General features: G+C 59.4%; 22 protein-coding genes. All 22 read left to right on the top strand.

The window, feature by feature from the left end; translation table 11 throughout:
* The first annotated feature begins 191 nt into the window (after positions 1-191).
* The 22 genes from GSUB_RS17850 (at position 192) to argH (ending at position 23,827) form a co-directional block, all read left to right on the top strand.
* Complete coding sequence (locus GSUB_RS17850; RefSeq protein WP_052464442.1) at positions 192-1,193, top strand: Druantia anti-phage system protein DruA; 1,002 nt, start codon at positions 192-194, stop codon at positions 1,191-1,193.
* Between the two features lie 41 nt (positions 1,194-1,234).
* Positions 1,235-1,915 carry an ISAs1 family transposase gene (locus GSUB_RS03115; RefSeq protein ID WP_040199265.1) on the top strand — a complete coding sequence of 227 codons (681 nt, stop codon included), beginning with the start codon at positions 1,235-1,237 and terminating at the stop codon, positions 1,913-1,915.
* Positions 1,916-2,125: 210 nt separating this feature from the next.
* Entirely contained in the window at positions 2,126-3,127 is a 1,002-nt protein-coding gene (locus GSUB_RS17845; RefSeq protein WP_052464442.1) for a Druantia anti-phage system protein DruA, read from the top strand.
* Positions 3,128-3,168: 41 nt separating this feature from the next.
* On the top strand, positions 3,169-3,849 hold the full coding sequence (locus GSUB_RS03105) for an ISAs1 family transposase (protein ID WP_040199265.1): 681 nt from the start codon (positions 3,169-3,171) through the stop codon (positions 3,847-3,849).
* Positions 3,850-3,856: 7 nt separating this feature from the next.
* The gene (locus tag GSUB_RS03100; protein ID WP_040199149.1) at positions 3,857-5,743 is read left to right on the top strand and encodes a sensor histidine kinase; all 1,887 of its coding nucleotides are present in this window, start codon (positions 3,857-3,859) and stop codon (positions 5,741-5,743) included.
* Complete coding sequence (gene thpR / locus GSUB_RS03095) at positions 5,736-6,326, top strand: RNA 2',3'-cyclic phosphodiesterase (protein ID WP_040199148.1); 591 nt, start codon at positions 5,736-5,738, stop codon at positions 6,324-6,326. Before GSUB_RS03100 ends, thpR begins: the two co-directional genes overlap by 8 nt.
* A 32-nt stretch (positions 6,327-6,358) precedes the next feature.
* A complete protein-coding gene (gene recA, locus GSUB_RS03090) occupies positions 6,359-7,378 on the top strand; it encodes a recombinase RecA (protein WP_040199147.1) in 1,020 nt (339 codons plus the stop codon).
* Positions 7,379-7,383: 5 nt separating this feature from the next.
* Positions 7,384-8,556: a type IV pilus twitching motility protein PilT gene (locus GSUB_RS03085; protein WP_040199146.1), complete on the top strand. Its 1,173-nt coding sequence runs from the start codon at positions 7,384-7,386 to the stop codon at positions 8,554-8,556.
* The gene (locus tag GSUB_RS03080) at positions 8,525-9,013 is read left to right on the top strand and encodes a regulatory protein RecX (protein WP_052464440.1); all 489 of its coding nucleotides are present in this window, start codon (positions 8,525-8,527) and stop codon (positions 9,011-9,013) included. The genes GSUB_RS03085 and GSUB_RS03080 overlap by 32 nt, the downstream gene beginning before the upstream one ends.
* Positions 9,014-9,088: 75 nt before the next feature.
* Positions 9,089-11,731 (top strand): alanine--tRNA ligase, encoded by a 2,643-nt coding sequence (gene alaS, locus GSUB_RS03075; RefSeq protein WP_040199145.1) that lies wholly within the window; start codon positions 9,089-9,091, stop codon positions 11,729-11,731.
* A 19-nt stretch (positions 11,732-11,750) separates the two neighbouring features.
* Positions 11,751-12,095, top strand: a complete 345-nt coding sequence (locus GSUB_RS03070) for a cupin domain-containing protein (protein ID WP_040199144.1) — start codon at positions 11,751-11,753, stop codon at positions 12,093-12,095.
* A gap of 24 nt (positions 12,096-12,119) precedes the next feature.
* Positions 12,120-13,367, top strand: coding sequence for a sensor histidine kinase (locus GSUB_RS03065; protein WP_235269900.1), 1,248 nt, complete (start codon positions 12,120-12,122; stop codon positions 13,365-13,367).
* Positions 13,333-13,863 carry an ATP-dependent protease subunit HslV gene (gene hslV, locus GSUB_RS03060; protein WP_040199143.1) on the top strand — a complete coding sequence of 177 codons (531 nt, stop codon included), beginning with the start codon at positions 13,333-13,335 and terminating at the stop codon, positions 13,861-13,863. The genes GSUB_RS03065 and hslV overlap by 35 nt, the downstream gene beginning before the upstream one ends.
* Positions 13,860-15,200, top strand: a complete 1,341-nt coding sequence (gene hslU, locus GSUB_RS03055; protein ID WP_040199142.1) for an ATP-dependent protease ATPase subunit HslU — start codon at positions 13,860-13,862, stop codon at positions 15,198-15,200. Before hslV ends, hslU begins: the two co-directional genes overlap by 4 nt.
* Before the next feature lie 207 nt (positions 15,201-15,407).
* Complete coding sequence (gene argB / locus GSUB_RS03050) at positions 15,408-16,295, top strand: acetylglutamate kinase (RefSeq protein WP_040199141.1); 888 nt, start codon at positions 15,408-15,410, stop codon at positions 16,293-16,295.
* Between the two features lie 56 nt (positions 16,296-16,351).
* Positions 16,352-17,548, top strand: coding sequence for an acetylornithine transaminase (locus tag GSUB_RS03045; RefSeq protein WP_040199140.1), 1,197 nt, complete (start codon positions 16,352-16,354; stop codon positions 17,546-17,548).
* Between the two features lie 157 nt (positions 17,549-17,705).
* Positions 17,706-18,614: an ornithine carbamoyltransferase gene (gene argF, locus GSUB_RS03040; RefSeq protein ID WP_040199139.1), complete on the top strand. Its 909-nt coding sequence runs from the start codon at positions 17,706-17,708 to the stop codon at positions 18,612-18,614.
* 59 nt (positions 18,615-18,673) lie between these two features.
* Complete coding sequence (locus GSUB_RS17840) at positions 18,674-19,321, top strand: RDD family protein (RefSeq protein WP_158414034.1); 648 nt, start codon at positions 18,674-18,676, stop codon at positions 19,319-19,321.
* A 65-nt stretch (positions 19,322-19,386) separates the two neighbouring features.
* On the top strand, positions 19,387-20,607 hold the full coding sequence (locus tag GSUB_RS03030; protein WP_040199138.1) for an argininosuccinate synthase: 1,221 nt from the start codon (positions 19,387-19,389) through the stop codon (positions 20,605-20,607).
* Positions 20,608-20,693: 86 nt separating this feature from the next.
* On the top strand, positions 20,694-21,194 hold the full coding sequence (locus GSUB_RS03025) for an NUDIX domain-containing protein (protein WP_040201983.1): 501 nt from the start codon (positions 20,694-20,696) through the stop codon (positions 21,192-21,194).
* A 5-nt stretch (positions 21,195-21,199) separates the two neighbouring features.
* Positions 21,200-22,405 carry a hypothetical protein gene (locus GSUB_RS03020; protein WP_040199137.1) on the top strand — a complete coding sequence of 402 codons (1,206 nt, stop codon included), beginning with the start codon at positions 21,200-21,202 and terminating at the stop codon, positions 22,403-22,405.
* A 39-nt stretch (positions 22,406-22,444) separates the two neighbouring features.
* On the top strand, positions 22,445-23,827 hold the full coding sequence (gene argH / locus GSUB_RS03015; RefSeq protein WP_040199136.1) for an argininosuccinate lyase: 1,383 nt from the start codon (positions 22,445-22,447) through the stop codon (positions 23,825-23,827).
* Positions 23,828-23,831 lie beyond the last annotated feature (4 nt).

Here is a 23,831-nt window from a genome sequence, read left to right as displayed (position 1 = left end):
AAACACCAGGGCGAATTTGTTCCCTCCCGGGAACACGCTCTAAGCCTTGCCCCAGCATAAAGTTCTGGTCATTTGTTCTCCGATGGGGTATAAAGGGTTCGTCCTTTGCCCTTGGAGACCCTGTCGTGAATCTGAAAGAAATCCATGTACGACCCGTTTCAGCCCTCGAGGAGGACCGATATCGGGAGACAATGCAAGCGCATCATTATCTGGGAGATCTGCCCAAGATCGGCGAAACCCTCTGGTACGTTGCCATATTGCGCCAGCAGTGGGTCGCTTTGCTGAGCTTTTCCGCTGCGGCCTTGAAGTGCGCCGTTCGCGACCAGTGGATTGGCTGGGATCATCGGCGCCAATATGACCGCTTGAAGCTGGTTGCCAACAATAGCCGTTTTTTGATCCTGCCGCAGTGGCATTTGCCCAATCTGGGCTCGCGCGTCTTGGCGCTGTGCGAACAAAGAATCCAGCGCGACTGGCTGGAGCGCTTTGGCCATCCGCTTGTGCTGATGGAGACCTTTGTCGATCCGCAGCGCTATCAAGGCACGGTTTACAAGGCGGCCAATTGGCTATGCCTGGGTCAGACCAAGGGATTTCGCCGAACCCGTCAAGGTTATAGCAACCTCGCACAGTCCCCGAAGATGGTGTTTGTTCGTGCGCTGCAGTCCAATGCCCAATCGCTCTTGTCCCGCCCCCTGCTTGGGGCGCCCTATTGTCCAGGAGACGTGAAAATGTTGTTGACAGCCAATCAAATGCGATCCTTGCCAGAGTTTTTCACCGACATCCCCGACCCGCGCCGCGCCGCAGGGAAACGCCACCGGCTGTCCACCGTTTTGGCCATTGCCGCCGGGGCGACGCTTTGCGGGATGCGCGGGTACAAGGCGATTTCCGATTGGGCCAAAAGTCTTGGCCCCAAGGCGCGCGAGCGCTTCGGATGCCGTAAAAAACAAGGGCAGTACCTTGTCCCGAGCGAATACATCATCCGCGATATCCTCATCAGGGTCGATCCGGATCATCTCGACCGCAGCTTTCAACGTTGGAACGAGGCTTACGCAGGCGCGGATGAAAGCCTCGCCATCGACGGCAAGACCATGTGCAACGCCACCGACGAGCAAGGCCGCAAGACGCATATCATGAGCGCGATCGGCCACGAGACCAAAACCTGCCACACCCAAAAAAAGTCGGCCTCCTGCCGATAGACGATGGCAGCGACGAGGTCAAGCAAACGAACGAAATCAAAATGGCCATCCCCTTGCTCGAGGCGATCAGCATCGAAGGCAAGACCATCAGCGCCGACGCCCTATTGACGCAACGCCGATTGGCCCGCTACCTGGTCGAAGACAGGCAGGCCCATTACCATTTCACCGTCAAAGGCAATCAGCCCCGGCTTCTCGAAGACCTCACCCTGTATTTTCATGGCCGCCAAGAACCTCACGCTGTCACCGTCGACTCCGACCATGGCCGGATCGAGACGCGGAGGATCTGGGTCACCGCCGAGCTCAACGACTATCTCGACTTTCCTCACGTCGGTCAGGCTTTCATGGTCGAACGCGAAAGGGTCAACAAAAAGAGCGGGAAAGTCTCAACCGAAACCGTTTACGGAATCACCAGCCACACACCGCAGCAGGCCGACGCCCAGCGCATCCTCAAGACTAATCGCAACCACTGGTGCATAGAAAACAGCTGCCACTACATCATTGACTGGAATTACGACGAAGACCGAAGCCGGATACGCACCGGCCATGGGCCGGAAAACATCACCCGGCTCCGACGCTTCGCGGTCGGTCTGATTAAATCAAAAAGCGTCGGCAGCGTTGCGCAGAAAATGAGGATGCTCGCCATGAACCCCCGCGCCGTCTTCGACTACCTGCGAATGACCGATAATACAAGGAGCAGGCGCTCGGCTGCTGGATGCAATTAGAACAAATTTGCCTTGCAATCAGGGCCAGGGCGAATTTGTTCCCTCCCGGGAACACGCTCTAAGCCTTGCCCCAGCATAAAGTTCTGGTCATTTGTTCTCCGATGGGGTATAAAGGGTTCGTCCTTTGCCCTTGGAGACCCTGTCGTGAATCTGAAAGAAATCCATGTACGACCCGTTTCAGCCCTCGAGGAGGACCGATATCGGGAGACAATGCAAGCGCATCATTATCTGGGAGATCTGCCCAAGATCGGCGAAACCCTCTGGTACGTTGCCATATTGCGCCAGCAGTGGGTCGCTTTGCTGAGCTTTTCCGCTGCGGCCTTGAAGTGCGCCGTTCGCGACCAGTGGATTGGCTGGGATCATCGGCGCCAATATGACCGCTTGAAGCTGGTTGCCAACAATAGCCGTTTTCTGATCCTGCCGCAGTGGCATTTGCCCAATCTGGGCTCGCGCGTCTTGGCGCTGTGCGAACAAAGAATCCAGCGCGACTGGCTGGAGCGCTTTGGCCATCCGCTTGTGCTGATGGAGACCTTTGTCGATCCGCAGCGCTATCAAGGCACGGTTTACAAGGCGGCCAATTGGCTATGCCTGGGTCAGACCAAGGGATTTCGCCGAACCCGTCAAGGTTATAGCAACCTCGCACAGTCCCCGAAGATGGTGTTTGTTCGTGCGCTGCAGTCCAATGCCCAATCGCTCTTGTCCCGCCCCCTGCTTGGGGCGCCCTATTGTCCAGGAGACGTGAAAATGTTGTTGACAGCCAATCAAATGCGATCCTTGCCAGAGTTTTTCACCGACATCCCCGACCCGCGCCGCGCCGCAGGGAAACGCCACCGGCTGTCCACCGTTTTGGCCATTGCCGCCGGGGCGACGCTTTGCGGGATGCGCGGGTACAAGGCGATTTCCGATTGGGCCAAAAGTCTTGGCCCCAAGGCGCGCGAGCGCTTCGGATGCCGTAAAAAACAAGGGCAGTACCTTGTCCCGAGCGAATACATCATCCGCGATATCCTCATCAGGGTCGATCCGGATCATCTCGACCGCAGCTTTCAACGTTGGAACGAGGCTTACGCAGGCGCGGATGAAAGCCTCGCCATTGACGGCAAGACCATGTGCAACGCCACCGACGAGCAAGGCCGCAAGACGCATATCATGAGCGCGATCGGCCACGAGACCAAAACCTGCCACACCCAAAAAAAGTCGGCCTCCTGCCGATAGACGATGGCAGCGACGAGGTCAAGCAAACGAACGAAATCAAAATGGCCATCCCCTTGCTCGAGGCGATCAGCATCGAAGGCAAGACCATCAGCGCCGACGCCCTATTGACGCAACGCCGATTGGCCCGCTACCTGGTCGAAGACAGGCAGGCCCATTACCATTTCACCGTCAAAGGCAATCAGCCCCGGCTTCTCGAAGACCTCACCCTGTATTTTCATGGCCGCCAAGAACCTCACGCTGTCACCGTCGACTCCGACCATGGCCGGATCGAGACGCGGAGGATCTGGGTCACCGCCGAGCTCAACGACTATCTCGACTTTCCTCACGTCGGTCAGGCTTTCATGGTCGAACGCGAAAGGGTCAACAAAAAGAGCGGGAAAGTCTCAACCGAAACCGTTTACGGAATCACCAGCCACACACCGCAGCAGGCCGACGCCCAGCGCATCCTCAAGACTAATCGCAACCACTGGTGCATAGAAAACAGCTGCCACTACATCATTGACTGGAATTACGACGAAGACCGAAGCCGGATACGCACCGGCCATGGGCCGGAAAACATCACCCGGCTCCGACGCTTCGCGGTCGGTCTGATTAAATCAAAAAGCGTCGGCAGCGTTGCGCAGAAAATGAGGATGCTCGCCATGAACCCCCGCGCCGTCTTCGACTACCTGCGAATGACCGATAATACAAGGAGCAGGCGCTCGGCTGCTGGATGCAATTAGAACAAATTTGCCTTGTAAAAAACACCTCCAGACCCAAACGGAAAAACTGCAGAAAGAGCACGAAGATCTGCGGCGGCAGATCGAAGCGGCGCAGAAGCGTTTTCAGCACATCTTCGACCATGCCGGCGATGCCCTGTTTTTCATCGACCCCACTGACGGCAGACTTTTACAGGTCAACCCCCAAGGGGAAAGAATGCTGGGCTACAGCCAGGAGGAGATTCGCAGGCAGTCCCTTTCGGTTCTTTTTCCCGGCCGCCAGATGCGTCGCTACCTGCGGCTGGTGCGCCGCGTCATGCGTGACGGCTACGGCGAGGAGCCTGCGTTGCAGCTGCGGCGCAAAGATGGGGAAAAACTGATCGGCGCGGTGCATGCCCGCCTCGGCCAACTGGGTGAGCATCAGATCGTGCACGGCGTCATCCGCGATGTCACCCGCTTTCGGCAGGCGGAAAACGCGCTGCGCCGCAGAAACCGCGAGCTGGTGCTGCTCAATGAGATCGCCCGCAACATTGCCGGACGCAGCGGCCTCGACGAGCTGTTGCAGACCATTCTGGAGGACGTCATTGCCGTCCTTGAGGCCCATGGCGGTGGCATCTTCCTGGTCCGCGACGAAGGCACCACTTTACAGCTGGCGGTCCATCGCAATATCAGCTCCGATGTTCTGACTGATATCCGCAACGTGCCGCCGGGGCTCGGGCTGGCCGGCCGGGTGGCGGCCAGCGGACACCCGCAGGGTTCCGCCGATGTCCAAACCGATCTGCGCCTGCGCAGCCACGCCATTCGTAATGCCGGCTGGCGCGGCTTTCAGGCCATTCCGTTGACAGCCCAGGAGCAGACTGTCGGGGTCCTGTTTTTATTCAACCATGATCGACGCGTTCTCAATCACGATGAGCGCAGTCTGCTGATGGCGATCGGCCACCAGGTCGGCACGGCGATTCAGGGAGCCGAGCTTTTCGAAGCCCTCAAATGGCAGAACCGGCTGACCAAAGCCAGCAACCGTGAACTGCAACGCTCACGCCGCAAGCTAAGCGACAATCTGACCCGGGTCCAGGACCACAACCGGGAACTTAAACGCCTGGAGCGGATGAAGAGCAATTTCATGGCGTTGGCGTCCCACGAGCTGCGCACCCCGCTGACCTGCGTGATTTCAGGCACCCAGTTTCTGCGTGACAACCTCGCCGGCCGCCTGCCGCCCGACGAGGTTCAGCTCTTCGATGCCGTGCTGCAGGGCGCGCAGCGCCTCGACACCATTGTACGCGACATGCTGGAAGCCGCCCGCCTGGAGACCAACTCCCTTTACCTGGCCCGCGAAAAGGTGGATCTGGCCGTTTTGCTGCGCAACCTGGGGGATGAATTCAGCTCTGTTCTTTCTCAACGGCAGCTCTCCTTTGATTTACAGCCCCCGCCCCATCCCCTTGAACTCACCGGCGACGCGTTCCATCTCAAGCGAACCCTGAGCCGACTGATGGAAAATGCCGTCAAATACACACCGTCCGGCGGTGAGATTGCCGTGCACAGTCGCTTGCGCTGCTTTGCCGAAGTCCAGGCCGAAAGATCGGCCCTGGCCCCCTTCTCCCCCAACTTCTTTCGCGACACCATCGGCGGGCCCCTGGTGCAGATCACGGTGCGCGACACCGGCATCGGCATCCAGCCGGGAGAGCATCTTCGCGTGTTCGACAAATTTTATGAAATCGGGGAAATCGACGCCCATTCCACCTCCAGAACCCGCTTCGGGGGCAAGGGCGTCGGGCTGGGCCTGACGCTGGTCAAGGGGATGGTCGAGGCCCATGGCGGCATGGTGTGGCTGGAAAGCTGCACCGGGCAGCAGCCCGGCAGCGCATTTCACCTCCTGCTGCCTGTCAGTCTTGATTCTGTGATGGGCGCAGCCTATGGCTGAGATCCGTGCCTTTATCGCGGTTCCCCTTTCTGAGAAAAACCTGGCGGCCATCCGCGACCTGCGCCGCAGGATCGAACCCCGCTACCCGCAAATGCGCTGGGTACGCACCGACGACCAGATCCATCTGACCCTGCGCTTTTTCGCCGCGCTGCCGGAAGAAGACCTTGATCGGATTCACGAATCCATGCTATCGGTAGGAGATTTAAATGCCCCGTTCAGCGTGAAGATTCGGGGGCTGGGCGGCTTTCCGCGACTGAATCGACCTCGCGTACTCTGGCTGGGGCTCGAGCCGTCGGCACCTCTCGTTGCACTTCATCGCAGGCTGGAGGGCGCTCTTCGACGGGAGGGTTTCGCGCCGGAAGAGCGGCCGTTTACCCCCCATGTCACTCTCGCTCGCGCCCGACGGCGGGGCGGGGAAGAAATCAAACCGCCGGCCTGGGGGCGCAGCTGGTGCGGCGGCTCGCTGGACGTCAACGAAATAATTCTCTACCATAGCCGCCTGAACCCGCAAGGGGCCGTTCATACCCCCCTGTACCGGGTCGGCCTGAACGGCACTTCATCGCAAAAAGAACATCACACATAAACATACAGCTATGAACCTGGAGGTTTTCCAATATGGCCGACGACAACCGCAACCGTGCCATTGACCTGGCCATTGGTCAGATCGAAAAACAATTCGGCAAAGGCAGCATCATGCGCCTTGGCGAAGATGTCGCTCTGCCCGGCGTCGAAGCGATCCCCACCGGAGCGCTCTCTCTCGATATCGCCCTGGGGGTGGGCGGCGTGCCGCGCGGACGGATTATCGAAATCTACGGCCCTGAATCATCGGGCAAAACCACCCTGGCGCTGCACATTGTCGCCGAGGCCCAGAAAAAAGGGGGCATCGCCGCCTTCGTCGATGCCGAGCACGCTCTCGACATTCAGTACGCGAAAAAACTCGGCGTCAAGACCGACGATATTCTCGTGTCCCAGCCCGATACCGGCGAGCAGGCGCTGGAGATCGCCGAAGTGATGGTGCGCAGCGGCGCTATCGATATCCTGGTGGTCGACTCGGTCGCGGCGCTGACTCCGCGCGCCGAAATCGAGGGGGAGATGGGAGATTCCCACGTCGGCCTGCAGGCGCGCCTCATGTCGCAGGCCCTGCGCAAACTCACCGGCACGATCAGCAAATCGAAGACCTGCGTCATCTTCATCAACCAGATCCGCATGAAGATCGGCGTCATGTTCGGCAACCCCGAAACGACTACCGGCGGCAATGCGCTCAAGTTCTACTCCTCGGTGCGCCTCGACATCCGCCGCATTGCGGCCCTGAAGCAGGGGCAGGAATCCATCGGCAACCGTACCCGCGTCAAAGTGGTGAAAAACAAGGTGGCCCCGCCTTTCAAGGAAGCCGAATTCGATATCATGTACGGTACCGGCATCAGCCGCGAGGGGGATCTCGTTGACCTGGGCGCCAATGTCGATATCGTCGAAAAAAGCGGCTCCTGGTATTCCTTCGCCGGCGAGCGTATCGGGCAGGGCCGCGAAAACGCCAAGACATTCCTGCGTGAGCACCCGGATGTGGCCCAGGCCATTGAAGATCGTCTGCGTGAGCACTACGGGCTGAATCCTCCCGCGGAAAAAACTGAGGAATAATCACCATGGACCTCAACGAAGTCCTGAAACTGGGATTGCGGGCGCGCGCCTCGGACATTCACATCAAGGCGGGGCTGCCCCCCGTCTACCGCATCGACGGTGCGCTCAAGCCGCTGCCCAACGCGCCGCGCATGATCTCCGAGCAGATCGCCAAGATGGCCGACGGCGTGATGAACGCATCTCAGAAGGCACATTTCGAAGAGGTGCATGAGGTCGACCTGGCCTACGGAGTGCCGGGACTGGGCCGCTTCCGCGTCAACGTATTCCGGCAGCGCGGCTCCGTTTCCATGGTTTTCCGCGTCATCCCCTTCAAGGTGCAGAACCTCGATGAGCTGCAGCTGCCCGGCGTGCTCAAGAAAATCGGCGAGGAGCAGCGCGGCCTGGTGCTGGTGACCGGTGCCACCGGTTCGGGGAAATCGACCACGCTGGCAGCGATGATCGATTATATCAACAGCTCCCGCACCAGCCATATCGTCACCATCGAGGATCCGATCGAATACCTGCATCGCGACAAGCGCAGCATCGTCAATCAGCGTGAAGTGGGCTTCGACACCGAAGGTTTCGATGTGGCCCTGAAAAGCGCGCTGCGCCAGGATCCCGATGTCATCCTGGTCGGGGAGATGCGCGACTACGAAACGATCGAAACCGCCCTGACCGCTGCGGAAACGGGACACCTGGTGCTCTCCACCCTGCATACCATCGATGCGCCGGAGACCATCAACCGCATCGTGTCGGTGTTTCCCCCGTATCAACAGCGCCAGATCCGCATCCAGCTGGCCAGCGTTCTCAAGGGGGTTGTCTCGCAGCGGCTGGTGCCGCGCGCCGACGGCAAGGGGCGCGTGCCGGCGGTCGAAGTCCTGGTCAGCACGGCGCGCACCCGCGAACTGATGGAGGACAAGGACAAGACGCGCCTGCTGCGTGATGCCATCCAGCAGGGCTTTGTCTCCTACGGCATGCAGACCTTTGATCAATCGCTGATGGCGCTGCTCAAGAAAAAGCTCATCACCTTTGACGAAGCGCTGCGCCAGTCCTCCAACCCGGATGATTTCAAACTCAAGATGTCGGGGATATCCTCCACTTCGGATCTGAGCTGGGACGATTTCGAAAAAGAGGACGACAGCGACGAAAGCGACGCCTCCGGAGAAAATGGAGAAGACCCGCAAATCGAAAGATTCTGATCCCATGGCGGCAGCCCTGCGGCTGCTGGGAAGGCGCGACCGCTCTACGGCGGAGTTGACGCGCGATCTGCACAATCGCGGCTACGATGAAGAGCGGACTGCCGCCGTCATTGAGCGCTGCCGCGAACTGGGCTATCTCAACGACCGCCGCTTTGCCGAGGAGCGCGCCCGCGCCATGCTGCGCGACGGCCGCGGGGTCGGACGCCGGATCGAGCTTGATCTGCAGCGCCGGGGAATCGGGGCGGAAAGAGCGCGTGACGCCATTGACAAGGCACAGCACGAACAGCCGCCCGAACAGGTCGCCCGCAATCTGCTGGCACGCCGCTTCCCCAGGTTTAAGTATCACCAGGCAGACGACCGCGAAAAACGTCGCGTCATGGCCTTTTTCCAGCGGCGCGGCTTTTCATTGGATCTGATTCTCGCTATTCTCAGAGAAACCGAGACAACATCGCCATAAAGATTCGACGTAGCTGTTCAGCATGCCCAGTTACGATTCGACAAATCACAAGAAAGGCACACACGGACCGACATGATGACCGGCAACGACATTCGCGCACGTTTTCTGAAATTCTTCGAGGACCGCGGCCATACGGTGGTGCCCTCCTCCTCGCTGGTTCCGCACAACGATCCCACCCTGCTGTTTACCAATGCGGGGATGAACCAGTTCAAGGACTGCTTTCTGGGCCGCGAAAAGCGTCCCTATGTTCGGGCTGCATCCAGCCAGAAGTGCGTACGCGCCGGCGGCAAGCACAACGACCTGGAGAACGTCGGCCGCACCGCCCGCCATCACACCTTCTTCGAGATGCTCGGTAATTTCTCCTTCGGCGATTATTTCAAGAAGGAAGCTATCGCCTTCGCCTGGGAGTTTCTCACCAAAGACCTCAACCTCGACAAGGACAAACTCTACGTCACGGTCTACACCGAAGACGATGAAGCCGCCGACATCTGGCACCAGCAGGAAGGGGTGCCGCGCGAGCGGATCTTCCGTTTCGGGGAGAAGGACAACTTCTGGTCCATGGGCGATACCGGCCCCTGCGGGCCCTGCAGCGAAATCTTCTGGGACAACGGCCCGGAAGTCGGCTGCGGCAGCCCCGATTGCGCGGTGGGTTGCGACTGCGACCGCTATATGGAGATCTGGAACAACGTCTTCATGCAGTTCGACCGCGACGCCGGCGGTACCCTGACTCCGCTGCCCAAACCTTCGGTGGACACCGGCATGGGACTCGAACGTATTGCCACCGTGCTGCAGGGGGTCAAATCCAACTACGACACCGACCTGCTGCGCGGCATCATCGATTTTGTAGCCGAACTGGCCGGCAAGCGCTACGGCGACGACAAGGACAGCGACGTCTCCATGCGCGTCATTGCCGACCACGCCCGCGCCACCGTCTTTCTCATCGGCGACGGGGTGCTTCCTTCCAACGAAGGGCGCGGCTATGTCCTGCGTCGCATCATGCGCCGCGCCGCGCGCCACGCCAAGATGCTCGGTTTCGAGGAACCGATGCTCTACAAAGCCGGGGGACGTGTCATCGAAATGATGCGCGAGGCATATCCGGAGCTTGAAGAGCGTGCCGACTACATCGCCAAAGTCACCCGCAATGAAGAAGAGCGTTTCATTCAGACCCTGGGCAACGGCCTGCGCATCCTGCAGGAGGAAGTTGAACGGCTGCGCAGGCAGGGGGAAAAGCAGATCCCCGGCAAAGTGGTGTTCCGCCTGTACGATACGTTCGGCTTCCCGGTCGACCTCACCGCCGACATTGTCGAGGCCGAAGGATTTACCTTGGATGAAGCCGGATTCGAGTCCTGCATGGAGGAACAGCGTCGCAAGGCCCGCGAGCACTGGAAAGGCTCGGGCGAGCAAACCGTGGAAGCGGTGTGGCGCGAATTGGTGGAAAGCGGCATTCGCAGTGAGTTCTGCGGCTACGGCAGCCTGGAGGGATTCGGCAAGGTCCAGGCCATCATCAAAGACGGTGAAAGGGTCAATGAAGCCCGGGCCGGAGAACAGGTGCAGATCGTCTGCTCGCAAACGCCCTTCTACGGTGAATCGGGCGGTCAGGCCGGTGACAGGGGGGAAATGGCGGCGGGCGAGACCCGCGTGCGCATCAAGGGAACACAAAAACCGCTGCCGGATCTCATCGTACACCAGGGCGAAATCACCGAGGGACTGCTGCGCGAAGGCGACACGGTTGAAATGAAGGTGGACGGCGCTGCGCGTTCCGCCACGGCCCGCAATCACACCGCAACCCATATCCTGCAGGCGGTGCTGATCGATATTCTCGGCGATCATGTCAAGCAGGCGGGCTCGCTTGTCACACCTGAGCGGCTACGGTTTGACTTCACGCATTTTTCCGCTATGAGTGAAGAAGAGATTTCCCGCGTGGAGCAGGAAGTCAACCGCCGCATCCGCGAAAACGAAGCGGTCGCCAGCGAGGAGATGGAAGCGGAGCAGGCCATCAGGGCCGGCGCCACGGCCCTGTTCGGCGAAAAGTACGGCGAACGGGTCCGGGTCGTGTCCGTTGGAGACTTCAGCATGGAGCTGTGCGGTGGCACTCACACCCGGGCCGCCGGCGACATCGGCCTGTTCAAGATCCTGCAGGAGACCGGCATCGCCGCCGGGGTGCGGCGCATCGAGGCCGTCACCGGCGAAAAAGCGGTAGAGATCGTGCAGCAGCAGCAGGAGGCGATCGAGCGCGTGGCGGCATTGATCAAAAGCGACCCACGCCAGATGGAGAGCCGCCTGCAGAAGATGATCGAACGCCAGAAGGAAATGGAGCGCGAACTCGAATCGCTGCGCGACAAGCTCAACGCCGAACGCTCCGGCGAACTTCTGTCCAATGTGCGCGAGGTTTCCGGCGTGCGCTATCTCGCCACCCGCGTTGAGGGGGTCGACGGCAAGGGGCTGCGCGAATTTTCCGACCAGGTGCGGGACAAGCTCGGTTCCGGCGTTGCGATTCTCGCCTGCGAGAGCGGCGGCAAGGCCAACCTGCTGGTGGCGGTCAGCAAGGATCTGACCGACCGTCTGCAGGCCGGACGCCTGATCAAGGAGCTGGCGGCTATTGTCGGCGGTGGTGGAGGCGGACGCCCCGACCTGGCCCAGGCCGGCGGCAGCCGACCTGAAAAGCTCGATGATGCCCTCGCGGCTGCTGAAGGGATCATTGCCCAACAACTTTCCTGAGAATGAAAGGAAACATTGCATGCAGGGAACCACGGTCAAAGCTGCCGAGCAGGCGGAATACACACATCCGAAGCACAAGGACTATCATCTGCGTGATCTCGTCACCGCTGCAGTCAATCCGGCTCTCTCCGTCCACCTTGGCAGACTTGAACCGGGCGGCGAAATCTTCGTCCACACTCATGACTCCCAGACCGAAACCTTCCACATTCTCTCCGGACAGGCGGTCTGCACCATGGGAGAGGAAAAAATCGAGTACGGGTCCGGCACCTGCGGCACCGCACCGCCGGGGATCCCTCATGGCCTGAAAAACGAGGGACAGGAGCCGGTTGTTCTTATGGCCATGTTCACGCCGCCCTTGAAATAAATAAGTGGGAGACACAGCGTAGCGATGGATCTCGAATCGGGCCTGAACACAGCACAGCACACTCTCCTGTTGGTCGATGACGAGCCGATCATACGCGACCTCTGCGCCAAGGTTCTCAAGGGGTACCGTATCGTAGAGGCCGGCTCCGGGGAGCAGGCGCTCAACATTCTTGATTCCACCCCGGTTGAGGTCGTGCTGACCGATGTCATGATGCCGCGCATGAGTGGGCTTGAACTGCTTCACCGGATCAAGGAGCGTCAGCCCACCCAACCGGTGGTTGTCATGACCGGCTATGCTGACAAAGACGTCATCCTGAAGGCTCTCAAGGCCGACGCCGACGACTTCATCACCAAACCGATCAACCTGCTGCAGCTGCGCACCACCGTAGAGAAGGTCATCGAGCGCAAGGCGATGAAGGAAGAGCTGGTCGACCTCAAGCGCATGGATCGGCTCAAGACAGAATTTCTCGGTCTCATCTCCCACAAGCTCAAAACTCCCACGACCGCCATTTCCCTCTTCATTCAGAATCTGGCCCACGGCATTGGAGAAACCAATGACCCGGCCTTTCAGAAAACCCTGAAAATGATCCTTGAGGAGTCGGCCTACCTGGAGGGTCTCATCCAGGATCTGCTCTCTTTCTCCAACATTATCTTGAAAGAAAACGCCCCCCAAGCCGGTGATATTGCCCTCGATGAATTGACGCGTGTGCTGGTGACGGAGTTGATGCCGCGCGCCCGGGAGCGCAGCATCAGCATCGAGACCGATTTCCCGGCAGGTTTTCCCACCGTGCGCGCCGATCGCGAGCACATGCGCTTCGCCCTGCACGCCCTGATCGACAATGCCATCAAATTTTCCCGCGAAGAGGGACATGTCAGCATTCGTGCGGAGCAGGGCCAGCACCAACTGCGCATCCAGGTCCAGGACGACGGCATCGGCATGGCACGAGAAGAGATCCCCAAAGTGTTCGAGAAGTTCTACCAGGTCGATCCGCAGCGGACCGGCAGGTTCGCGGTTTCGGCCTGGGGCTTTATTACGCGCGCCGCTTCGTGCACCGACTGGGCGGCAACCTCTCCCTGGAAAGCGAACCCGGACGGGGAACCACCGCCTCGATCACCCTACCGATCTGAGTACTCGCTTCACTTCGCAACCCGGCATTTTTCTTTGTCTTATCGGGGCGCTGTGTTATATTCACGGTATTTTTCTGCGGCTTGGCCGCATTTTTTGATGGGAGCTTCCTATGTTTCACGCAACCACCATCCTCTGCGTTCGTAAAAACAATTCAGTGGCCATGGCCGGCGACGGTCAGGTCAGTCTGGGTAATACCGTCATGAAGCATTCCGCCTGCAAAGTCCGTACGATGAATGACGGCAAAATCCTGGCCGGCTTTGCCGGCAGCGCCGCGGATGCTTTTACCCTGTTTGAAAAATTCGAAGGCAAGCTGCAGGAAGCGGGCGGCAACCTGACCCGCGCTGCTGTGGCCCTGGCCAAGGACTGGCGCACCGACCGGGTACTGCGTCGCCTGGAAGCCCTGCTGCTGGTCGCCGACAAGGAGAGTATACTGGTGCTCTCCGGCACCGGCGACGTGATCGAGCCCGACGACGGTATTGCAGCCATCGGTTCGGGCGGATCCTATGCTCTTGCAGCAGCCCGGGCACTGGTGCACAACACTGACATGGATGCCGCCGACATTGCCGAGAAGGCCATGAAGATCGCGGCTGACATCTGCATTTACACCAACGACCAGATCAAGCTGGAGACCCTGTCGTGAATAATTTTACCCCGAGAGAGATCGTTTCCGAACTCGACCGCTACATCGTCGGCCAGCAGGCTGCCAAACGCGCCGTTGCGATCGCACTGCGCAATCGCTGGCGCCGCCAGCAGGTCGACCCCGATCTGCGCGACGAGATCGCGCCGAAAAACATCATCATGATCGGCCCCACCGGTGTCGGCAAAACCGAAATCGCCCGCCGCCTGGCCAAGCTTGCTCAGGCCCCCTTCATCAAGGTGGAGGCCAGCAAATTTACCGAAGTCGGCTATGTGGGACGCGACGTGGAGAGCATGGTGCGCGACCTGGTGGAACTGGCCGTCATCATGGTGCGCGAGGAAGAAGCCGAAAGCGTGCGCCTCAAGGCCGAGGACCTGGCTGAAGACAAGCTCCTTGACCTGCTTCTCCCCGGAGAAGGCAGCTCGGTGCGCGCCGCCGACGAAGGAGGCGATGAAAGCAAACAGAGTACCCGCGACAAAATGCGCCGCCTGCTGCGCATGGGCGAACTTGACGACCGCATGGTCGAAGTCGAGGCCGAAGTTTCCAAGGCCCCGTCCATGGAGGTGTTCACGCCGCAGGGGATGGAGGAAATGGGCTCCAGCTTCAAGGAGATGTTTGGCAACCTGTTCCCCAAGAAGACCAAGCGGCGACGGGTCAAGGTGCGCGAAGCGCGTGAAATTCTTATAGAGAGCGAAGCCGAGCGCCTGGTCGACATGGACAAGGTCAAGACCCTCGCCAAGGAGCGGGTCGAGCAGAGCGGCATCATTTTCATCGACGAGATCGACAAGGTGGCCAGCTCCGAGCACGGGCGCGGCCCCGACGTCTCGCGCGAAGGCGTGCAGCGCGACATCCTGCCCATCGTCGAAGGCAGTACGGTCAACACCAAGTACGGGCCGGTCAAGACCGACCACATCCTGTTCGTTGCCGCCGGTGCTTTTCACATGAGTAAGCCCTCAGACCTGATTCCTGAGTTGCAGGGGCGCTTTCCGATCCGGGTGGAACTCGACAGCCTCGGAGAAGCGGAATTCGTGCGCATTCTCACCGAGCCGAAAAACGCCCTGACGCGGCAGTATTCCGCCCTGCTGGCAACGGAGGGGATCGAACTGGTGTTCCAGACCGACTCTATCCATGAAATCGCCCGCACAGCCCAGGTCGTGAACGAACGCACCGAGAACATCGGCGCCCGACGCCTGCACACCATCGTTGAAAAAATGCTCGACGACCTGAGCTTCCGTGCACCGGAGTTGAGCGAAAAGCGTATCGAGATCAATGCCGATTACGTGAAAGAAAAACTGGCCGATATCGTCAAGGACGAAGACCTTTCGCGGTATATTCTTTAGGGGGGTTGGCCACTAAGACGCTAAGAGCGCGAAGAAAAACATACCGGAATCGTCCCCTCCCCCAGCGGGAGGGTTAGGGTGGGGGAGGTCCGGGCAGCAGCTCAGGCTCCCCCCTCCCAGCCTCCCCCCGCTGGGGGAGGAGTTCAAGGGAAAAAGATTTTCTTCGCGTCTCAGCGTCTTGGCGGCTATAAAAAAACAGGGGTTTTTATGCAGGAACTTATCGCGAAGGCTAATGTGCTGCTGGAGGCGCTGCCCTGGATCAAGCGCTTCTACGGCGCCACCATCGTCATCAAGTACGGCGGTAACGCCATGGTGGAGGAGAAGCTCAAGGAGAGCTTCGCCAAGGACATCATCCTGATGAAATACATCGGCCTCAACCCGGTGGTGGTCCATGGCGGAGGGCCGCAGATCGGCCGTATGCTCAAGGCGATCGGCAAGGATTCCCATTTCGTCCAGGGGATGCGCGTCACCGACCGCGAAACCATGGACATCGTGGAAATGGTTCTCGGCGGCCAGGTCAACAAGGAGATCGTCAACAACATCAACCGCCACGGCGGCAGGGCGGTGGGACTCACCGGCAAGGACGGCAACCTGATCGTGGCGCGCAAGATGGAAATGACCCAGGTCAACCCCGACACCCTCACCCCTGAAATCATCGACATCGGCCATGTGGGTGAAGTCGAGACGGTCAATCCGGATATTATCGATTCACTGGAGCAAAACAATTTCATCCCGGTGATCGCACCTATCGGGGTCGGCCTCAACGGGGAAACCTACAATATCAACGCCGACCTGGTGGCCGGCCGCATCGCCGGCGCCCTGCGGGCGGAAAAGCTGATTCTGCTGACCGATGTGGAGGGGGTCAAAGGCAAGGATGAAAAGTTGATCTCCACGATCGATGTCGACCGGGTGCCGGACCTGATCAATGACGGCACCATCACCGGCGGCATGATTCCCAAGGTCAACTGTTGCGTCGACGCCGTGAGCGAGGGCGTTCACAAGGCGCACATCATCGACGGGCGCATGGTTCATGCCTGCCTGTTGGAGATTTTCACCGACAAGGGGGTGGGTACCGCCGTCGCCCGCTTTGACTGAGATACAACCTGACGTCACTCAGATTTTCAACACCTCTCGTTGACAGGATTTTCAGCATGAGTGTTTCTTCCGAATGGATTGCACGTGGCGAAATCCACATCGCCGCAACCTACGCCCGCTTCCCCCTGGTGGCACAGCGCGGCGAAGGGTGCCGGCTGTGGGACGTGGACGGCAAAAGCTATCTGGATTTTCTCGCCGGGGTCGCGGTCAACAATCTTGGGCACTGCCATCCGCGCGTCGTCTCCGCCCTGCAGAAGCAGGCCGCCGAGCTGCTGCATGTCTCCAACTTTTATCATATTCCGCAGCAGATCGAGCTGGCCGAACTGCTGTGCAGCAACAGCTTCGGCGATCGCGTGTTTTTCTGCAATTCGGGCGCCGAGGCCAACGAAGCGGCCATGAAGCTGGTGCGTAAATACAGCCAGCAGGTACACGGCAAAGAGCGCTTCGAGGTCATTACCGCCCTGGCCTCCTTTCACGGCCGCACCCTCGGCACCATCAGCGCCACCGGGCAGGACAAGGTGCGCGTCGGCTTCGAGCCGGTTGTCCCCGGCTTCCGCTATGTCCCCTTTGGCGACATCGGCGCCATGCGCGCGGCTCTGAATGAGCACACCTGCGCCGTCATGCTGGAACCGGTGCAGGGAGAGGGCGGTGTCAACCTGCCCCCCGAAGGCTATCTGCGCGATGTGCGCGCCCTGTGCGACGAACACGACATGCTGCTGGTATTCGACGAAGTGCAGGTCGGCTGCGGTCGCACCGGCACCCTGTTCGCTTACCAGCACGATGGCGTTGAGCCGGATATCATGACCCTGGCCAAGGCGCTGGCTGGTGGTCCCCCGATCGGTGCCGCCATCTTCCGGGAAAAGCACGCCGAGATACTCGGTCCCGGCAGCCATGGATCAACCTTCGGCGGCAATCCGCTGATCAGCGCTGCCGGCGTGGCCGCTCTGAAAACCCTCCTGGAAGACGGCGTTCTCGAAAACTGCCGCGCCATGGGCGACTATGTCAGAAAAAGACTGGAAGAGCTGCGCGAGCGCTACTCCTTCGTGACCGAGGTACGCGGACGCGGCCTGATCCTGGGGATGGAGTTGTCCATCGAGGGAGCCGAGATCGTCAAAAAGTGCCTTGCCAAGGGGCTGCTGATCAACTGCACTGTCGGCAAAGTGCTGCGCTTTCTGCCACCGCTCATCGTGACGAAGGATGAAATCGACGAGGCCATGGGCATCCTTGACAGCGTTCTTCAGGAATACAAATAATAAAAGCATTCACCACAGAGATCACGGAGCACACAGAGAAGGTTCTGAGATAAAGCACAGGGAACACAGAGTTTTCTAACGTTTTTGATTTTCTCCGATTTTCCTCTGTGCCCTCCGTGCCCTCTGTGGTTCAAAATGTCTTTTCGGGAGATTTATCGTGAACAAAGACTTTCTCTGCCTCACCGACTGGAGCCGGGATGAACTGGAACAGATCTTCAATCTGACCCGTGAACTCAAGGACAAGCAGAAGCGCGGCGAAGCGCATCATCTGCTCAAGGGCAAGACCCTGGCCATGATCTTCGAGAAGAGTTCCACCCGCACCCGCGTCTCTTTCGAAGTCGGCATGTTCCAGCTTGGCGGACATGCGCTTTTTCTGTCCTCCAGCAACACCCAGATGGGGCGGGGCGAGCCGATCAAGGATACCGGGCGCGTCATGTCGCGCTATGTCGACGGCATCATGATCCGCACCTTTTCCCAGGCGGCGGTGGAGGAACTGGCCCGCTGCTCCGAGATCCCCATTATCAACGGCCTGACCGATTCCTATCACCCCTGCCAGGTGATGGCGGACCTGTTTACCGTCAGCGAACACCGCGACAACTGGCGCGACCTGACTTACTGCTGGATCGGCGACGGCAACAACATGGCGCATTCGTGGATCAATGCTGCAGCGGTCTTCGGATTCGAACTGCGCATCGCAACGCCGCATGGCTATGCACCTGACGCACAGATCATAGAACGCGCCCGTGAAATGGGGGCCCGCATCACTCTCACCCAGCGGCCGGTCGAGGCAGCTGAGGGTGCCCATATCCTCAACACCGATGTGTGGGCCAGCATGGGCCAGGAGAGCGAGCAGCGCGAGCGTGCCGAAGCTTTCCGTGACTTCCAGATCAACCAGGCGCTGCTCGACTACGCGGCACCTGACTCCCTGGTCCTGCACTGCCTGCCGGCTCACCGCGACGAGGAGATCACTGATGAGGTGATGGAAGGACCGCATTCGATCATCTTCGATGAAGCGGAAAACCGCCTTCACGTGCAGAAAGCGATCATGGCAACCCTGATGGGTTGATCCTCTTTCGATCTGCAGGACCTCTGCATCCCCGGATGCGCAAGAATAAGCGAGATTCCGTGTCGACTCCAATCACCACCATCACTTGCCCCCAGTGCGGCTTCACCCGCCGTGTGCCCACCGAACGACTGCCCCAGGGCGCGGCGCGCGCGACCTGCCCCCGCTGCCACGAGAATTTTACCTGGCCGGGTACGAACACGGAAAGAGGCGTGCAGAATTCAGCAGAGCCGCCGTCATCCCAGGAAATCCGCAAGGGGGTCGATTATGCCCATCACCAGGCGTCGATTCAGAAGGCCGGCTTCTGGCTGCGGACCCTTGCCGCACTGATCGACACCTTTCTGATCAGTCTCACCCAGGGGATCCTGGGAGGGCTTCTCGACCTGTCTGTCCATGCCCTGATCGTCGACTCGCCTGATCGCGTCCTGAACATGTTTATTTTCGGAATGTTCAATTTCGCGCTATGGCAGACATACAAGGTATTTTTCACTGGCTATTGCGGCCAGACACCGGGCAAAATGGCACTCCGCATCAAAGTGGTGAAAACGGATTTTGCCGACATCGGCTTTTTGCGGGCTTTCTGGCGCGAAGTGGTCGGCAAATTCCTCGCAGCGCTCTTTTTCGGCCTGGGTTTTCTGCTCGTCGCCATCGACCCGGAAAAACAGGGGCTCCATGATCGCATGGCCGCCACTTATGTGGTTAAATTATAGATAACGATCCCCTCCCTTCCAGGGGGGAGAGGAATTCACAGCGCATTTTTAAGGAGAAATCATCCATGGCTCAAAAACAATCCGTCAAAAAAGTCGTCCTCGCCTACTCGGGCGGGCTGGACACTTCCATTATCCTCAAGTGGCTCACCGAAGAGTATGACTGTGAAGTCATCGCTTTTTCCGCCGACCTGGGCCAGGGAGAAGAGCTTGATCACGTTCCGGAGAAAGCAAAGAAAACCGGGGCCAGTGCCTGCCACATCCTCGACCTGAAAGAGGAGTTCACGCGCGATTTCGTGTTCCCCATGTTCCGCGCCAACACCATCTATGAGGGTCGCTATTTCCTCGGCACCTCCATCGCCCGCCCGCTGATCTCCAAGGCGCAGATGGATATTGCCGCTAAAGAAGGGGCCGACGCGGTTTCCCACGGTGCCACCGGCAAGGGCAACGACCAGGTGCGCTTCGAACTGGCCTACTACCACTTCGACCCGGCCATCAAGGTCATCGCGCCCTGGCGCGAGTGGGATCTGAAAAGCCGCAGCGCGCTGGAAGCCTACGCCAAGAAGCACGGCATTCCGGTACCGACCAGCAAGAAGTTCCCCTGGAGTTCCGACCGCAACCTGCTGCATATCTCTTTTGAGGGGGATATCCTCGAAAACCCCTGGGCGGAAGCCCCCGAAGAGATGTATGTGCTGACCGCGCGCCCGGAAGACGCTCCGGATCAGCCGGAATACGTGGAGATCGAATTCGAGAAGGGCGACCCGGTTGCCGTCAACGGCGAGCGCCTCTCCCCCGCCAACCTGCTGGCCAAACTCAATGAACTGGGAGGCAAGCACGGCATCGGCCGCGTGGACCTGATGGAAAACCGCTACGTCGGCATGAAGAGCCGCGGCGTGTATGAAACTCCCGGCGGCACCATCCTCGAAGAAGCGCACCGCGCCGTGGAATCGATCACCATGGACCGCGAGGTCATGCACTTGCGCGACTCGCTGGTGCCACGCTATGCCGAGATGATCTACAACGGCTACTGGTTCTCCCCGGAGCGCAAGGTGCTGCAGGCACTGATCGACGAATCGCAGCAGACCGTCAACGGCAAGGCGCGCGTCAAGCTCTACAAAGGCCACTGCCGCGTGGTGGGCCGCGATTCCGCCACCGACAGCCTGTTCAACGTCGACTTCGCCACCTTTGAAGCCGACGACGTCTACGATCAGGCCGACGCCGAGGGCTTTATCAAGCTCAACGCATTGCGCATGCGCATTGCTGCGATCCAGCGCCAGAGCAAGAAGTAAGGCGTGAGGTGTGAAGAGTGAGGGGTGAGGCGATTATGATGGCCTTTCCCCCTCACCTCTCACGCCTCACCCCTCACGGGGTCATTATGGAATTCAAAAAAAGCCAGGCCATCAAGACATCCGTCGTCGCCTGCGTCATCGACGAGCAGGAGCGAGTACTGCTCACGCGGCGCTGCATCGAGCCCTTCTGCAGCCTGTGGGTCATGCCCGGCGGCAAAATCGATCATGGCGAGCCTATCCTGCAGGCGCTTCATCGCGAAGTCCGCGAGGAGGTCGGCATCGACGTCCAGGTCGAAGGGTTGATCGATGTCTTCGAACACATCGGTGTCGGCGAGCGCAATGACCATTTCGTCATCCTTTATTACCGCGCCGCCCCCCTGTCCCGCGAGTTGGCTCCCAACGGTGACGAGTGCACCGAAGCCGTGTGGGTGGAAAAGAATTCGTTGCCGCAGATACCGATGCCTCCCGGCGGGCGTCATATCCTGAGCCGGGTGTTTCCCGATCTGCCCTGGCACCCCGAGCGTCCGCAGGATGTTTCTCTCGAAGAAGAACTTCCGGGCGGAAATATCAAGGCGGCCGGTCACTGATCCCCATGTTCAAGATTGTCGAAAAGCAGATCAATGTCGAATTCACCCTGGGACATCACCAGCATTGCATGGTGTGCCAGATCCCCAATCATGTGGGGTTTGGAGAGTCTGCCTGCAAGCTGACCGACCCCCAGGACAAATGGCAGCAGATCCGTTCGATTTTTGAGATGGTGGCCGAAGGTCCCGGCAACCTCAAGAAACTGCACTTTCTCGTTCTGCCCGAATCTGCCATGCCCGCCGCTCACGTGGAAGATGCGCTTGATTTCATTCGCAACCATTTTCGCGCCAACACCGTCACCATGTTCGGCGTCGAACATATTCAACTCCACGAATACCGCGCCATACTGGAGCGGTACCGCGAGGACAACGAAGAGGCCCTCGCCTCGGTCCTGAAGGATCTCGACGCCGGAGATATCGAGCAGGTTCCGACCAACTGGGCAATCACCGCGGTCAAGGAAACCGATGGACGCCTGCGGGTTTTTCTGCAGGCCAAAAGTCATCCCTTCGTCGGCGAGGAAACCATCGACCCCTTCCATGATCTCTACCGCGGCAAGGTCTTCCCCCTGTTTCGCTGTACACCTATCGCTTTTAACTTCATGGTGCTGATCTGCCTGGACTACGTCTATCGCGACCTCTATCAGTCCAACATCAGCACCGTCATCGAAAAAGCCAACGACCTGTTCTTCACCACCCGGCAGCGCCTGGATCTGCTCACCATTCTTGAATGCAATCCCAAGCCGGAACATCGCGCTTTTCAGGATGTAGTCAACGGATTTTACGGCGAATACCTGGCCTACACTCCCGGCGTGCGCGACACGGTGACAATTTTCAACAATGTGTCCGACGAGACCACGGGAATCAAAACCAAAGGGGAAGCCCCTTTCGGCTACTCATCCATCATCATTCACAAAAGCCACAAGATCGGACCGGTGGACTACCCCGAGTTCGCCAGCGACGACTTCGACGGCCTGCCGGTGTGCCGCCTGCGCTTCGGCACGGAAACACGGCTGTATTATTTCAATCTGCCGCTGTTTCACGAACTCGATCCGCGCACGACGCGCTTCCCCCTCAAAATCCACGGGATCTACCGCCCCGACCCGGATGGGAGATGGGAGCGCATGGCTGATCAGGACGTCATGCAGGAGGATGAGAATTCGCCGGAAAAGAAATGCTCCCTCGGCAGTACTGCCGAATCGGGAACGAAGAAATGAGGATCTAAATATTCTGATCAAAGAACGGAGCCACAACCTATGAGCGAAAAACCCTGGGCGGGGCGCTTCACCCAGCCGACCGACCAATTTGTTGAAGAATTCACCGCCTCCATCGATTTCGATAAACGGCTGTACCGCTACGACATTCAGGGCTCCATCGCCCACGCGCGCATGCTGGCGAAGCAGCAGATTATCACCGAAGAGGATGCCACCACGATCATTGCCGGGCTGGAAGCCATTCTCAAGGATATCGAGGCGGGAGAGTTTGAATTCAAGGTCAGCCTCGAAGACATCCACATGAACATCGAGGCACGGCTCATCGAGCGCGTCGGCCCGGTTGGGGGCAAGCTGCATACTGCCCGCTCGCGCAACGACCAGGTTGCCCTCGACATCCGCCTCTACCTGCGCGACGAACTGCGTCAGATTCGTCAGTACCTCGACTGCCTGCAGGAAGCCCTGCTCGGCCAGGCGGAGAAAAACCTTGGCGTCATCATGCCGGGATACACCCATCTGCAGACCGCCCAGCCGGTACTGTTTTCCCACCACATGATGGCCTATTACGAGATGTTCTGCCGCGACGCCGGACGTCTGGATGATCTGGCTCGTCGGGTCAACATCATGCCGCTGGGGGCTGGCGCGCTGGCCGGCACCACGTTCCCCATCGACCGGGAATATGTCGCCGAACAGCTTGGTTTCGACGGTGTGACGCGCAACAGCCTCGATTCCGTCTCCGACCGGGACTTCGCCCTGGAGTTCTGCGCTGCCGGCTCGATCCTGATGATGCACCTCTCGCGCCTGTCGGAGGAATTGATCCTGTGGTCTTCGGCGGATTTCAACTTCATCGAACTGACCGACGCCTTCTGCACCGGAAGCTCGATCATGCCGCAGAAGAAAAACCCGGATGTGCCTGAACTGGTGCGCGGCAAAAGCGGCCGGGTGTACGGCAACCTGATGTCACTGCTGACCCTGATGAAGTCGCTGCCCCTGGCCTACAACAAGGACATGCAGGAGGACAAGGAGCCGCTGTTCGATACCATCGACACCGTCAAGGGCAGCCTCAAGATCTTTGCCGACATGATCGCGCAGATGGGGGTCAAGGCCGAGCCGATGCGCATCGCCGCCGCACGCGGCTTTTCCACCGCCACCGACGTCGCCGATTACGTCGTGCGCAAAGGGCTGCCTTTCCGCCAGGCCCATGAGGTGGTCGGCAAGACGGTGCGCTACTGCATCGAACATAAAAAGGAAATTGAGGAGCTGACGCTGGAGGAATTCCGCATTTTCTCCGACCTGATCGGAGAGGATATTTACGATTACGTCACGCTGGATGCTTCGGTCAATGCCCGCCGGGCCACCGGTGGCACCGCGCGCGAAGCGGTTGAACGTGAAATCCAGCGAGCTCGCAAGGCACGCAATGAGCAGTAAAAAA

The organism is Geoalkalibacter subterraneus, from assembly GCF_000827125.1.
GTDB classification, from domain to species: Bacteria; Desulfobacterota; Desulfuromonadia; order Desulfuromonadales; family Geoalkalibacteraceae; genus Geoalkalibacter_A; species Geoalkalibacter_A subterraneus.
The sequence above is the reverse complement of the archived record's forward strand: the minus strand, read 5'-3'. Positions and strand labels throughout refer to the sequence as shown.